This is a genomic window from Caulobacter sp. FW305-C-30-S16 (assembly GCF_058783025.1).
On record NZ_JBYSYH010000005.1, the window covers coordinates 98,284 to 111,630 of the forward strand.

The window sequence follows — 13,347 nt, forward strand, 5'->3', positions numbered from 1 at the left end:
CGGGGAGCACCGATGAAGGCCTATCGTGGCGACATTGACGGACTGCGGGCCATCGCCGTCCTGGCCGTCGTCCTGTTCCATGCGGGCGTTCCCGGCTTCACCGGCGGCTTCGTCGGCGTGGACGTCTTCTTCGTCATCTCCGGCTTCCTGATCAGCTCCATCCTCATCGACGATGCGCGGCAGGGACGCTTCTCGCTGCTGACCTTCTATGGACGCCGGGTCCGGCGGATCTTCCCGGCCCTGTTCCTGGTGCTGATCGTCACGACCCTGGCGGCTCTGGCGCTGCTCGCGCCGACCGCTCTGGCCAGCTACGGCAAGAGCCTGGCGGGCACCGGCCTGTTCGCCTCCAACTGGGTGTTCTTCCTCCAGAGCGGCTACTTCGCCGACAACGCCCACCAGCAGCCGCTGCTCCACACCTGGTCGCTGGCGGTGGAAGAGCAGTACTACATCGTCTGGCCGCTGCTGCTCTGGCTGCTGCTGCGACCGGCGCTGAAGCCGTTCGCCGGCCTTGCCTGCGCCGCCCTCGTCGTCATCGGTTTCGCCTTCTGCGTCTGGCAGACCGGACGCAATCCGGACGCCGCCTTCTACCTGCCGTTCGCGCGCATGTGGGAGTTGCTGATCGGCGCGATGCTGGCGCTGCGGCCTCCGCCGGTCCTGTCGCGGCCGGTCAGCGAGGCGCTCGGCTGGACGGGCCTCGCCCTGATCGCGGTGGCGGTGTTCGGCTTCAACGAGAGCATGGCCTTCCCCGGCTGGATCGCAGCGGCGCCCTGTGTCGGGACGGCGCTGCTGCTGGTCGCCAACGCGCGGCCGGAGACGACCACCGCGCGCCTCCTGTCGACCGCGCCGATGCGCGGCGTCGGGCTGGTGTCCTATTCCTTCTACCTCTGGCACTGGCCGGTCATCGCCTTCGCGACCTACCTGCTGATGGGCTCGCCGTCCTGGCCCGTCGGGCTGGCGCTGATGGCCCCCGCGCTGGGCATGGCCTGGGTCTCCTGGCGCTATGTCGAGCGGCCGTTCCGCAAGCACGCGAGCGATCCCGGCGCGACGCGGCGAAGCCTGTACATCGCCGCCGCCTGCTGTCTCGCCGCGGTCGCAGTCGGCGCGGGCCTCTGGCGCAGTGAGGGGGTGCCCCAGCGCGTGCCGGCCGACATCCGCAAGGCCGTGTCCGGTCCCGCCGAATGGAAGGCGTTCGCCAGGCTCTGCCCGCCCACCCGGACCGACGGCGTCTGGACCGTCAGCGACGCCTGCCGGATGGGCCCGGCCGGTGCGCCGCTCAAGGTGCTGGTCTGGGGCGACTCCCACGGCGCCGCCCTGGCGCCCGCCATCAAGGACGCCCTGGCCGGGTCCGGCCGCGCCGGCGGGCTCGTCAGCCGCGCCAGCTGCGCGCCTCTGGTCGGGGTGGCGTCTTCCGCCCGGTCCGGGCAGACGGACGGCTACGGCTGCAAGGCCATCGCGGACGACACCCTCGCGGTGCTGCGCGACAACCCCGCGATCGACACGGTGGTGATTGTCGCGCGCTGGTCCTTCTATGAGCAGACGAGCGGAACCGGCGTCGATGCCGCCAGCCGGGTGTTCATCAGCGGGCGCGGCGGGCCGGCCAGCGCAGGCGTACTCGAACAGGGTCTGCGACAATCCCTTGCCGACATCCGCGCGCTGCGGGGCGACGCGGTGCGCATCGTCCTTGTGGGCCAGGCGCCCGAGCCGGGCTTCGTCGCGTCGGAGTGCATCACCTTCCGCCGCATGCTCCACCTGTCCACGGCCCGCTGCGAGGCCTTCCCGCGCAAGCCGTCGGACGATCGACAGGCTGTTGCGGAGGCGATCCTGGCGCGGGTTGCGGCGGAGGTTCCGAACGTCAGCGTTCTACCCCTCGGCGCGGAGATGTGCGGCCCGGAGACCTGCTCCACCTGGCGGGACGGCAAGGTGCTCTACCGCGACGATGACCACCTCAGCCCGGCGGGCGCGGCCCTCTTCACGCCCGGCCTGGCGGCTCTCATCGCGGCACCGCGATGATGCGCTGGCCGCCCGCCTTGCTATCGGGCGGTCCCGCCGCTAGGTTCCGCCGCCATTTCCCGACCCCTTTGCGGCGAACCCATCCATGTCAAAGATCAACGGCAACACCATCAAACCCGGCATGGTGCTCCAGCACGAGAACGGCCTCTGGGTCTGTGTGAAGGCTTCCCACGTGAAGCCCGGCAAGGGCGGCGCCTTCGCGCAGGTCGAGCTGAAGAACCTCATCGACGGCCGCAAGCTGAACGAACGCTTCCGTTCGGACGACAAGGTCGAGCGCGTGACGCTCGAGCAGCGGGACAACACCTACCTCTACGCCGAGGGCGAGATGCTGGTGTTCATGGACATGCAGAACTACGAGCAGATCAGCCTGCACCAGGACTTCGTCGGCGAAGACCAGGTGCGGTTCCTGCAGGACGGCATGACCGTCTCGGTGGAATTCCATGAGGATCGTCCGATCGGCATTTCCCTGCCCGAGCAGGTGGTGCTGACCATCGTCGAGGCCGACGCCGTGGTGAATGGCCAGACCGCCTCGTCCTCCTACAAGCCGGCGAAGGCCGACAACGGCATGCGCATTCTGATCCCGCCCTACATGGAAGCGGGCGAGCGCGTGCTGGTCTCGACCGAGACGGGCGAATACCTGCGCCGCGCCGACTGACGTGGCCACAGCCTCCGCACTTCTCACCGTCATGATCGACGCCGCCCGCAAGGCGGCCAAGGGTCTGGCGCGCGACTTCGGCGAAATCGGCGAGCTTCAGGTCTCGAAGAAGGGGCCGGGCGACTTCGTCTCCGCCGCCGACATCAAGGCCGAACAGGTGCTGTTCGAGGCGCTCGAAAAGGCGCGCCCCGGCTACAGCTTCCTGGGCGAGGAGCGGGGCCTGATCGAGGGCACCGACAAGAGCCACCGCTGGATCGTCGACCCGCTCGACGGCACGACCAACTTCCTGCACGCCATTCCGCACTTCGCGGTCAACATCGCGCTGGAGCGCGAGGGGACCATCGTGGCGGCGGTGACCTACAACCCGATCACCCACGACACCTACTGGGCGGAAAAGGGCAAGGGCGCCTTCCTCGGCAACGAGAAGCGCCTGCGCGTCGCCGCCCGCACCCGGATGGACGAGGCCCTGCTCGGCACAGGCGTGCCGTTCATCGGCAGGCCCGGCCACGGCCAGTTCCTCAAGGAACTGCACCAGATGACCCAGCGCGTCTCGGGCATCCGCCGCTTCGGCGCGGCGGCCCTCGACATGGCCTGGGTCGCCGCCGGTCGCCTGGACGCCTTCTGGGAGCGCGGGCTGCAGCCGTGGGACGTTGCTGCCGGCATGCTGCTGATCACTGAATCGGGCGGCAAGGTCACGAACCTTGACGGCGGCGACTACCAGCTCGGTGACGAGGGAATCCTCGCCGCCAACCTCGAACTGCACCCGCTGGTGCTCGAGAAGCTGCAGGCCGCTCAGTAGCCGTCGGGGACATGTACCAAAGGTACGTGTCCCCCAATCGAACCGCTCCAGAACCTGGATCAGGGGACACGTACCTTCGGTATATGTCTCCCGGGCAGCATCACGCTCGCGATCACGCCGACCACCGACACCGCCCAGGCCAGGCCGATCAGCCAGGTCAGCAGCCCGATGTCGAAATTGCCCGGATTGCTCGACGACGGTTCGATCAGCTTGCCGAAGAAACTACCGTACAGCATGCCCGCGTTGGCGCCCCAGCCGGCGGCCAGCAGCGCGCGGTTGCGAAGGTTGTCGGTCTTCATGGCCAGGGCGCCTGCGAGCAGCAGGGCCGAAATCCAGTAGTCGTCGATCACGAACAGCCAGTGGCGGCCCGCGCCCCAGCTCCGGTAGGTCTCGCCGATGATCAGCGAGAGCGCCTGGATGACGGCGATGATGCGCAGGATCAGCATGGCGACGGCTCCCTCCGTTTCGCGGAGGGTGGCCGATTTTTGCGAGCCTGTGGAGACGTCCTGGCCGAAGAGCTCGAAGCCGCGCTTCAGGCGACCGGCACAAGCCGGTCGCCTTCCAGCCGGGACAGTCCGCCCGTGTGGATGTCGAAGCGGAAGCCGTGCAGGTCCAGCTTGCCGGCCTGAACCGCGCTCTTGATCCAGGGAAAGGTCCTGAGGTTCTTCAGCGAAAGGTCGATGACCGCTGCCTCGAGGCGCGCAAAGGCCTCCGCCGCGGGAACCGGGCGCGGGATCGGCCACATCACCGGCTCTGCAATCTCCATCCAGCGCGTGACAAAGTCCCGGGCTTCCGGAGGCGCACCCTCGACCATCGCCTGAACGCCGCCGCATTGGGCATGCGCCAGAACGACGATGCGCGACACCTTCAGCACGCGCACCCCGAACTCAAGCGCGGCGCTGGTGCCGTGGTATCCGGCATCCGGTTCATACGGCGGCACGAGCGCCGCGACGTTGCGGATGACAAACAACTCGCCCGGCCCGGCCCCGAAGACGGTCTGCGGATCGACCCGTGAATCCGAGCAGGCGATGACCAGGGTTTCCGGCCTTTGTCCCCTGGCAGACAGGGCTTCGTAGCGGGCGCGTTGTTCCGGCCAGACGTCGGTGCGGAAACGGCGGTAGCCATCAAGCAGCTGCTTCATGTGGCGCCTCAGTCGAAGATGTCGAACAGGTCGAAGCCGCGCTTCTTGCGACGGTGATGATGGTGGTCATCGTCGTCTTGATCGCGACGGTAGCGCGGGTCATCGTACCGCGGCTGGGGGGCATAGCCCGGCTCCGGCGGACGCGACTGCACGGGCTGCGGTCCAGGCGCGCCGCCGCGGCTGGCCTCCATCAGCTTTTCCAGTTCGCCACGGTCCAGCCAGACGCCCCGGCAGGTCGGGCAGAAGTCGAATTCTACGCCCGACCGCGAGACGGTCTGCATCGCGGCGTTATCGTTGGGACAGACAAGCAGGGGCATCAGTGATCTCCGGTTGTTGAAGGGGCGGGATGGGCGCCGCGGGTCTTCCACAGCGAATAGAGGACGCCGCCCGCGAGGATGGCGAAGGTGATCCCCAGCGACCATTCGGCCGGGAATTTGCCGAGGCCGAGCAGGTCGGCGACGAAGATCTTCGAGCCGATGAACACCAGCAGCAGGGCCAGGGCCTGTTTGAGGTAGGCGAAGCGGTGCAGCACGGCGTCGAGGGCGAAGTACAGGGCCCGTAGACCCAGAATGGCGAAGATGTTCGAGGTGTAGACGATGTAGGGGTCGGTGGTGATCGCGAAGATCGCCGGCACTGAGTCCACGGCGAAGATGACATCGGCGATCTCGATCATCACCAGCGCCAGGAACAGCGGGGTGATCCACAGGACCGCCTTGCCGCCGCCCGGAAGGGGCCGCCGCACGAAGAACCGTTCGCCGACCAGCTGATCGGTGACCCGGAACCGGCGACGCATCCACTTCAGCAGCGGATTGTCCGCCAGATCCTTCTCCTTGCCGCCGGGCCAGAGCATCTTGACGCCGGTGATCACAAGGAACGCGGCGAAGACGTACAGGACCCAGGCGAACTCGCTGACGAGCGTCGCGCCGACGCCGATCATCACCGCGCGCAGCACGATGACGCCGAGGATGCCCCAGAAGAGCACCCGGTGTTGCAGGTCCCGGGGAATGGCGAAGAAGCCGAAAATCAGCGCGATGACGAACACATTGTCCATCGCCAGGCTCTTTTCGACGATGAACCCGGTGACGTACTCGACGCCGGCCTGCGCCCCGAGCTGCGCCCAGACGAAGCCGCCGAAGGCCAGGCCGATCGCGATGTAGCCCGCCGAAAGGACGAGGCTCTCCCGCACGCCGATCGCCCGGCTGCCGCGGTGCAGGACGCCCAGGTCCAGCGAGAGCAGAAGCGCGACCAGGCCCATAAAGGACAGCCACATCCACAGCGGCTGCCCCAGCATTGATACAAACAGAAAATCCAAGTCGCCCTCCCATCAATGGAGGGTGGCGCGATACGGCCCGTCTTGGAAAACCATCCGGACCCGGCATCGAGCTCACCCGATGCGGTCCGACATCACGCGCTTTCGCTGCGTCAGAGGGGCCCGGCCCGCAGGCGGCAGGTAGGTTGCGACTGAAACGACCGCAAGGGCGCCGTTCCGAAAAATTCCCGATCGCCGCCGACGACTTGACGAACCCGCCCTGCGACCCGGCTAATCCGGCCCCATGAACCCTACCCGCAGATCCCTCACCGTCGCCGGACTCGCCATGGCCGCCAGTTCCACCTTGGGCAGCCCCGCTTCGGCCTGCATGCCGAAGCCCATCGTCATCGGCCATCGCGGCGCCAGCGGCGATCGGCCGGAACACACGCCGATGGCTTATCGTCTGGCGATCACCCAGGGCGCAGACTTCATCGAGCCGGACCTCTGCATCACGAAGGACGGCCACCTCGTCGCCCGACATGAGAACGAGATCGGCGGCACGACCGACGTGGGCGGACGCGCCGAGTTCGCCGCCCGCAAGGCGACGAAGGTCATCGACGGCCAGTCGGTCAGCGGCTGGTTCACCGAGGATTTCACCCTCGCCGAGCTGAAGACCCTGCGCGCGCGCGAACGCCTGCCCCAACTGCGTCCCGCAAACACAGCGTTCGACGGCCGGGAGGCGATCCCGACCTTCGCCGAGGTCGTGGCCATCGCGAAGGCGGCCGGCGTCGGCGTCTATCCGGAGATGAAACACCCGCGCTACTTCGCCTCGATCGGCCTGCCGTTTGAGCAGCGCATGGCCGACGCGCTCAAGGCGGAGGGCCTGAATTCGCGATCCGCGAAGGTGTTCGTCCAGTGCTTCGAAGTCGGGCCGCTGAAGACGCTCCGCCGCCTGACGAAGGCGCCGCTCGTCCAGTTGGTCGACAGCGAGGGCTCGCCCGCGGACCTGCCCGCGCTCCGCTATGCCGACATGGTCACCGCAGCGGGCCTGAAGGCCATCGCCGTCTATGCCGACGGAGTGGGGCCGGACAAGTCGTACGTCGTCCCCACGGACGGCGAGCGGCTGCTGCCGGCCACGTCGCTGGTGAAGGACGCCCATGCGGCGGGTCTGAAGGTCCATCCGTGGACCGTGCGGGCGGAGAACTACTTCCTGCCGAAGGACCTGCAGGTGCTGCCCGCGTCCCTGCGCCCCGACGCGCCCCGGCTTCACGGCGATGTTGAGGCGATGTTCGAGGCGCTCTACGAGGCGGGGATCGACGGCGTCTTCAGTGATTTCCCGGGCCTCGCCGTCGCGGCCCGCAAGGACATGTTCGGATGATCCGTCTTGCTCTGGCCGCCCTGGCGGCCTGTCTCGTCTTCACCACGCCGGTTCAGGCCAAGTCGCCGCTGGACCCGCTGGCCGAGCAGTACGTCAAGCTGAGCCTGGAGATCGGCGAGAAGGAAGACGGCTACATCGACGCCTTCTACGGCCCGGCGGAATGGCAGGCGGCCGCGAAGGTCGCGCCCCGCGATCTGCCCGCCCTGAAGGCTGAGGTCGCCGCCCTGTCTCTGGCCGTGACCCGCATCAAGCCGGGCTGGCTGGTCGCGGAGGAGAAGCGTCGGCGGGTTTTCCTGCTCGCCCAGCTGAAGGCGGCGGAGACCCGTCTGCGGATGATGTCCGGCGAGACGCTCAGCTTCGAGGACGAGGCCGAGGGTCTGTTCGGCGTGCGGCCGGTGCTCAAGCCTCTGTCGGCCTATGATCCGGTGCTGAAGGAGATCGAGGCGCTCGTCCCCGGCGAGGGGCCGCTGTGGCAACGGGTCGACACGTTCAGCGACCGGTTCATCATCCCGCCTGACCGCCTGCAGGCGGTGATGGACGCGGCCATCGCCGAGTGCCGCAAGCGCACGGCCGCCCACATCGCCCTGTCGACCGATGAGCGGTTCACCCTGGAGTTCGTCACCGGCAAGTCCTGGTCCGGCTACAACTGGTACAAGGGTGGCGCCACCAGCCTCATCCAGATCAACACCGACCTGCCCGTGCGCCTGAGCCGCGCGGTCGATCTGGGCTGTCATGAGGGGTATCCCGGCCACCATGTGCTGAACATGCTGCTCGAGGAGCGCCTGACGAAGGCGCGAGGCTGGGTCGAGTTCAGCGTCTATCCGCTCTATTCGCCGCAATCCCTGATCGCCGAGGGCAGCGCCAACTACGGCATCGAGCTGGCTTTCCCGGGTGACGAAAAGCGCGCGTTCGAGGTGGCCGTCCTCTATCCGCTGGCCGGCCTGGACCCGAAGGACGCGGCCCGCTTCGACGCCCTGCTGCAGGCCCAGAAGGCGCTCGCCGGCGCGCGGTTCACCATCGCCAGCGAGCTGCTGTCAGGCCGCATCACGCGTGAGCAGGCCATCGCCCTGACCCAGACCTACGGCCTGGTCTCCGCCAAACGCGCCGCCCAGACCGTGTCCTTCAGCGAACAGTACCGCAGCTATGTGATCAACTACGGTCTGGGGCTGGATATGGTGCGGGCCTACGTCGAGGGCGCGGGGCCGGGCCAGGCGGAGCGCTGGAAGCGCATGGAAGCGGTGATCAGCGAACCGACGCTGCCGGGTGATCTGATCCGGCCCTGACATCGGGCCCGGTTGATGCAGATCATCACGGCGCGCGTTGATCGAGCGTCAGGTGCCGGGCCACGGAAAGGCCCCGCCATGCCAGACCCTACGCGTCTCGCGCTCGTGTTGATGCTCGCACTCGGACTTGCCGCCTGCGCAACGTCCGGCGAGGCGCCCCCCGGGCGCAACGGTTCCGCCAGGATGGAAGGCGCGATGACGCGGCCGCTCCGGGACCTGGGGATCATGCGCAGGGCGATTCCCGATGTTCTGGCCGGCGCGACCGCCGCGCCTTACGGCCTTCAGGGCCCGGTCCGTTGCGGGGATATCGCTGCCGAGATCACCCGCCTGGATACTGCGTTGGGGCCGGACCTGGACGCGGAGCACGTCAAGCCCGGCGGCGCGGCCGGCGAGATGCTGTTCGACGCCTTTCAGGGCGCCCTGGATATTCCCTTCCGGGGGCTGGTTCGTCGCGTTTCCGGAGCCGAGTCGCGAGATCGGGCCCGGGCCGCGGCGGTGCTCGCCGGCATGGTGCGCCGCGCGTGGCTCAAGGGCGTGGCCTACGACGCGGCCTGCGTGGCTCCGACGCCGGCCCCTTAGGCCGCTTCCACCCCGAACTGCAGCTGGGCCAGCTTGGCGTAAAGGCCGCCGGCCTTGCTCAGCGCCGTGTGGGTGCCTTCCTCGACGACGCGGCCCTCGTCCATCACCACAATCCGGTCGGCCCGCAGGACGGTCGCCAGACGGTGGGCGATGACCAGCGTGGTGCGGTCGCCCATGGCGCCTTCGAGGGCCTTCTGGACCAGCCGCTCGTTCTCGGCGTCCAGCGCGCTGGTGGCCTCGTCCAGCAGCAGGATCGGCGAGTTACGGACCAGCGAACGCGCGATGGCCAGCCGTTGCTTCTGTCCGCCGGACAGGGTCTTGGCCCGCTCGCCGACGGGCGTGTCGAAGCCTTCCGGCAGGGCGTTGATGAAGGCCTCGGCCTCGGCGGCCCGGGCTGCGGCGTGGACCTCCTCCAGGGTCGCGTCCTCGCGGCCGAAGCGGATGTTGTCGAGCGCCGAGCCCGAGAACAGCGAGGCGTCCTGGGCGACCAGCGCCATGCGCGCGCGGACCTCGCCGGGATCGGCGTCCTTTAGGTCGACGCCGTCCAGCAGGATGCGGCCGGCCTGGGGGTCATAGAATCGCAGCAGAAGCCGCAGGACCGTGCTCTTGCCTGCGCCGGAGGGGCCGACCAGCGCCACGGTCTCGCCGGGCCGCACGGTCAGGTCGAAGCCGCGCAGCGCCGGCAGGTCCGGACGGCCCGGATAGGCGAAGGTCACGCCCTCGAAGGCGATCTTGCCGCGCGCGGGGACCGGCAGGGCGCGCGGCGCGGCCGGGGCGGCGATCAGGGTCCGTGAGGCCAGCAGCTCGAAGATCCGCTGCATCGCGCCGGCGGCCTGTTGCACGACGCCCCAGACCTCGCCCAGCGCCCCGACCGAGGCGCCGGCGAACACCGACAGGGCCAGGAACTGGATCAGCTGGCCGGGTGACATGGTCCCGTTGACCACCGCGTGGGCGGCCGTCCACAACAACAGGCCGATGCCGCCGAACACCAGGCCGATGACCACCAGGGTCATCATCGACCGGGCCATGACCCGCTTGAGGGAGGTGCGGAAGGCAGTCTCGACCGCGTCGCCGAACCGGGTGTCTGCCATTTTCTCACGACCGAACGCCTGGACGGTCTCGAGCGCGTCGAGGCTCTCGCCCGCGAAGCCGACGGCCTGGGCGAACCGGTCCTGGGTCTTGGTCGACAGGGATCGGACGCGCCGTCCGAAGATGAACATCGGGGCGATCAGCAGCGGGGCCATGACCATGACCCACAGGGTCAGCTTCGGGGACACGACCGCCAGCATGACGGTCGCGCCGATCAGGCCGAGGATGTTGCGCAGGGCGATCGAGGCTGCCGAGCCGACGAGATTTTCGATGATCGTCACGTCCGTGGTCATCCGCGACAGCACTTCGCCGGTGCGCGTCTTGAGGAAGTAGGACGGATCGAGCGTCAGGACGTGGCGGTAGAGCGCCTTGCGCAGGTCGGCCACGACCCGCTCGCCCAGCACGGTGATGAAATAGAACCGCGCGGAGGTGGCCAGGGCCAGGACCAGCACGACCAGGCCCGCCAGGCCGAAATAGCGGTTGAGGTTGTCGGCCGACAGAAAACCCTTGTCGACGACCAGCCGCAAAGCCTGGGTGATGCTCAGCGTCGCGCCGGTGGAGAACAGCAGGAAGAAGCCGGCCGCGGCGGCATGCCGCCAGTGGGCGGTGATGAACGGCAGCAGGTGGACCAGATTTTTGACGTCGCGACTCTTCGGACGGCGGGCCGCCGCTTCGCTCAGGGTCGCGGCCAGTTCGGCTCCCGCGCTGGGCCGTCCCTCGGCCACGGCGTCGACCGCGTTGGTGTCACTCATGCTGCGCCCCTTGCCTTCATCGCGGCCCTTCTGTATAGCCGCGCGTCTTCGGTGGCCCCACTAATCGGTCGCCAGATCCATTTTCCTCTCAAGTCGGTTGGACCGCCCGATGAAACAAGACACCCATCCCGACTATCACTTCATCACCGTGGTGATGACGAACGGCACGACGTACCAGACGCGCTCCACCTACGGGAAGGAAGGCGCGACCCTGAATCTGGACATCGATCCCTCCACGCACCCGGCCTGGACCGGCGGCAACGCCCACCTGCTGGACCGCGGCGGCCGCGTGTCGCGCTTCAACGCCAAGTTCGCCGGCTTCACCGCGAAGAAGTAGGCGTCGGCGTCAGCCAGCGGAATTCGAAAAGGCCGGCAGGGGAAACCCCGCCGGCCTTTTTGCTGTCTGGCTGTTGCGTGGTTCGAGACGCTCGGCCGGGGCCTCGCTCCTCACCATGACGAACATGGGTGCAATCAGACCCAGCCGTCATCCTGAGGAGCGATCCCTCAGGATCGCGTCTCGAAGGACACCATCAGTTCGCGCCGGCCCCGAAGGCGTCCCGAAGGCGGTCCATCTGGGACAGCACCGGATGGGGGGCGGTCTCGACGCTGGCCTCGACGTACATGCGGCGGTCCAGGTGACGGACCCGGTCATACAGCCGCGCCGACCGGTCGAGCAGTTCCAGCAGCCCGAGCGGCAAATCGTGCAGGGCTTCGGCCTCGCTGACCGAGGTGTCCTCGGCGTCCAGACGGTAGCGGCTCTCGCAGGCGGCTTCCGGCGCCATGTCGCCCTCGCGCACGGCGCGCTGCACCAGCAGCCAGGACGCGACCCGCATCAGGCGGGTGGTCAGGCGCATGCTCTCGGAGGCGTAGGCGAGCGCGGCGTTGCGCGACAACAGCTTGGAGTCCTGGCGACCGCCGCCGTCGAGATAGGCCGCGGTCTCCTCGACCAGGTCCATGCCCTCGAGAAAGGTGCGGTCGAACAGCTCCGAGCGGGCGAAGTCGGAAATCACATTCGCTCGCCACGGCGCCGTTGCGGGCGCGCCGAGTTCATTCATGGACAAGATCGCCCCTCACCAAAACGCGCGGGATCAACTTCCCGCCAGACCCAACGGCTGCAACGGACGTGCCAAGCGGCGGCGTCAGTCGTTGCCGAACTTGAAAAACGCATCCGCGGCCGACTTGCTGGCCTGCTTCTTCTCGATCTGGCCCCGGGTGCGGGCGATTTCGGACTGCAGCAGCCCGACCCGCTCTTCCAGGTCGCCCACGCTGTAGAGTTCGAGATCCTCGCGCAGCGCGAGCGAGAGCGCCTCGCCCCTGTGTCCGCGCGGCTCAGCCGGTTCTTCGCTCATCGCCGGGGCCTCCCTATCGCATCCGAGGTCTTTCACGATATCAGACGCTCGCGGACGATAACACGCAAGTGCAGGAGCGAGACCATGGCCGAGCCCACGATGACCGCCATCGCCGTCGACGGCGGCAAGGGACCGGCGGATGCGCTCAAGCCCGTTCCGGCGCCGCGGCCTGTTCCGCAGGACGGTGAAATCCTGATCCGGGTCAGGGCGGCCGGGGTCAATCGTCCCGATCTGCTCCAGCGCATGGGCTTCTACCCGCCGCCCCCGGGCGCCCCGGCCACGCTGGGCCTTGAAGTCGCCGGCGAGGTGGTCGCGGGCGCCGGGCGCTGGAAGGCGGGCGACACGGTCACCGCCCTGCTCGGCGGTGGCGGCTATGCGGAATACGCGGTGGTCGACGCGCGCCACGCCCTGCCGATCCCGGCGGGTCTCGACTTCAACCAGGCCGCCGGCCTGCCCGAGACCGTCTTCACGGTGTTCGCCAACGTCTTCGAGCACGGGGGGCTGAAGGCCGGCGAGACCTTCATGGTCCACGGCGGCACCTCCGGCATCGGGGTCACGGCGATCCAGATGGCCAAGGCGGCGGGGGCGAAGGTCATCGCCACCGGCCGCGGCGCCGACAAGGCGGCCCAGGCGCTGGCCATCGGCGCCGACATCGCCGTCGACACCACGACCCAGGACTTCGCCGAGGCCGCGCTGGCCGAGGGCGGCGTCGATGTGATCCTCGACATGGTCGGCGGATCCTATTTCGCGAAGAACCTCCAGGCGCTGAAGACCGGCGGGCGGATCGTCTACATCGCCTCGCTCGGCGGCGGCACGCTGGAGGTCCCGGTCCTGGCGCTGATGCAGAAGCGGGCGGTGCTGACCGGCTCGACCCTGCGGCCCCGCTCCGCCGACGAGAAGGCGCGTCTGGCGGCCGAGATCGAGCGGATCGTCTGGCCGTGGGTCGAGGCCGGCAAGGTCAAGGCCGTGGTCGACCGTACCTTCCCTCTGGCGCAGGCCGCCGCCGCGCACGCCTTCCTCGAGGCCGGCGCCCACGTCGGCAAGGTCATTCTGGAGGCCTGAC

The 13,347-nt window shown here is 68.6% G+C and carries 15 protein-coding genes; 8 read left to right on the top strand and 7 right to left on the bottom strand.

Going from position 1 to position 13,347, the window contains the following annotated elements; genetic code table 11:
• Positions 1-12 precede the first annotated feature (12 nt).
• The 3 genes from AC3WJT_RS16860 to AC3WJT_RS16870 all read left to right on the top strand — a co-directional run bounded on the left by AC3WJT_RS16860 (position 13) and on the right by AC3WJT_RS16870 (position 3,464).
• The gene (locus AC3WJT_RS16860) at positions 13-2,010 is read left to right on the top strand and encodes an acyltransferase family protein (RefSeq protein WP_492344295.1); all 1,998 of its coding nucleotides are present in this window, start codon (positions 13-15) and stop codon (positions 2,008-2,010) included.
• 85 nt (positions 2,011-2,095) lie between these two features.
• A complete protein-coding gene (gene efp, locus AC3WJT_RS16865) occupies positions 2,096-2,665 on the top strand; it encodes an elongation factor P (protein ID WP_492344296.1) in 570 nt (189 codons plus the stop codon).
• Between the two features lies 1 nt (position 2,666).
• The gene (locus AC3WJT_RS16870) at positions 2,667-3,464 is read left to right on the top strand and encodes an inositol monophosphatase family protein (RefSeq protein WP_492344297.1); all 798 of its coding nucleotides are present in this window, start codon (positions 2,667-2,669) and stop codon (positions 3,462-3,464) included.
• 59 nt (positions 3,465-3,523) lie between these two features.
• On the opposite strand, the gene AC3WJT_RS16875 is transcribed toward AC3WJT_RS16870, so the two are convergent.
• The 4 genes from AC3WJT_RS16875 to AC3WJT_RS16890 form a co-directional block, all read right to left on the bottom strand.
• Positions 3,524-3,910, bottom strand: a complete 387-nt coding sequence (locus AC3WJT_RS16875) for a hypothetical protein (RefSeq protein ID WP_492344298.1) — start codon at positions 3,908-3,910, stop codon at positions 3,524-3,526.
• A gap of 86 nt (positions 3,911-3,996) precedes the next feature.
• Positions 3,997-4,605, bottom strand: a complete 609-nt coding sequence (locus AC3WJT_RS16880) for a carbonic anhydrase (protein ID WP_492344299.1) — start codon at positions 4,603-4,605, stop codon at positions 3,997-3,999.
• Between the two features lie 8 nt (positions 4,606-4,613).
• Positions 4,614-4,922 (bottom strand): TFIIB-type zinc ribbon-containing protein, encoded by a 309-nt coding sequence (locus tag AC3WJT_RS16885; protein ID WP_492344300.1) that lies wholly within the window; start codon positions 4,920-4,922, stop codon positions 4,614-4,616.
• Complete coding sequence (locus AC3WJT_RS16890; protein ID WP_492344341.1) at positions 4,922-5,896, bottom strand: TerC family protein; 975 nt, start codon at positions 5,894-5,896, stop codon at positions 4,922-4,924. Before AC3WJT_RS16890 ends, AC3WJT_RS16885 begins: the two co-directional genes overlap by 1 nt.
• 304 nt (positions 5,897-6,200) lie before the next feature.
• On the opposite strand from AC3WJT_RS16890, the gene AC3WJT_RS16895 reads away from it, so the two are divergent.
• The 3 genes from AC3WJT_RS16895 (at position 6,201) to AC3WJT_RS16905 (ending at position 9,094) form a co-directional block, all read left to right on the top strand.
• Positions 6,201-7,232 carry a glycerophosphodiester phosphodiesterase gene (locus tag AC3WJT_RS16895; protein WP_492344301.1) on the top strand — a complete coding sequence of 344 codons (1,032 nt, stop codon included), beginning with the start codon at positions 6,201-6,203 and terminating at the stop codon, positions 7,230-7,232.
• Positions 7,229-8,515, top strand: a complete 1,287-nt coding sequence (locus AC3WJT_RS16900) for a hypothetical protein (protein WP_492344302.1) — start codon at positions 7,229-7,231, stop codon at positions 8,513-8,515. Before AC3WJT_RS16895 ends, AC3WJT_RS16900 begins: the two co-directional genes overlap by 4 nt.
• Positions 8,516-8,710: 195 nt before the next feature.
• Positions 8,711-9,094, top strand: coding sequence for a hypothetical protein (locus AC3WJT_RS16905; RefSeq protein ID WP_492344303.1), 384 nt, complete (start codon positions 8,711-8,713; stop codon positions 9,092-9,094).
• On the opposite strand, the gene AC3WJT_RS16910 is transcribed toward AC3WJT_RS16905, so the two are convergent.
• Complete coding sequence (locus AC3WJT_RS16910; RefSeq protein WP_492344304.1) at positions 9,091-10,935, bottom strand: ABC transporter transmembrane domain-containing protein; 1,845 nt, start codon at positions 10,933-10,935, stop codon at positions 9,091-9,093. The two genes, AC3WJT_RS16905 and AC3WJT_RS16910, sit on opposite strands and share 4 nt — an antisense overlap.
• Before the next feature lie 109 nt (positions 10,936-11,044).
• Between AC3WJT_RS16910 and rpmE the strand changes: the two genes are divergently transcribed.
• Positions 11,045-11,272, top strand: coding sequence for a 50S ribosomal protein L31 (gene rpmE, locus AC3WJT_RS16915; RefSeq protein WP_488899615.1), 228 nt, complete (start codon positions 11,045-11,047; stop codon positions 11,270-11,272).
• 193 nt (positions 11,273-11,465) lie between these two features.
• Here rpmE and rcdA read toward each other — a convergent pair whose 3' ends face one another.
• Both rcdA and AC3WJT_RS16925 read right to left on the bottom strand, forming a co-directional pair.
• Positions 11,466-11,990 carry a protease adaptor protein RcdA gene (rcdA, locus tag AC3WJT_RS16920; protein ID WP_492344305.1) on the bottom strand — a complete coding sequence of 175 codons (525 nt, stop codon included), beginning with the start codon at positions 11,988-11,990 and terminating at the stop codon, positions 11,466-11,468.
• 84 nt (positions 11,991-12,074) lie between these two features.
• Positions 12,075-12,284: a DUF1192 domain-containing protein gene (locus AC3WJT_RS16925; RefSeq protein ID WP_492344306.1), complete on the bottom strand. Its 210-nt coding sequence runs from the start codon at positions 12,282-12,284 to the stop codon at positions 12,075-12,077.
• An 84-nt stretch (positions 12,285-12,368) separates the two neighbouring features.
• On the opposite strand from AC3WJT_RS16925, the gene AC3WJT_RS16930 reads away from it, so the two are divergent.
• Positions 12,369-13,346, top strand: a complete 978-nt coding sequence (locus AC3WJT_RS16930; protein ID WP_492344307.1) for an NAD(P)H-quinone oxidoreductase — start codon at positions 12,369-12,371, stop codon at positions 13,344-13,346.
• Position 13,347: the final 1 nt, after the last annotated feature.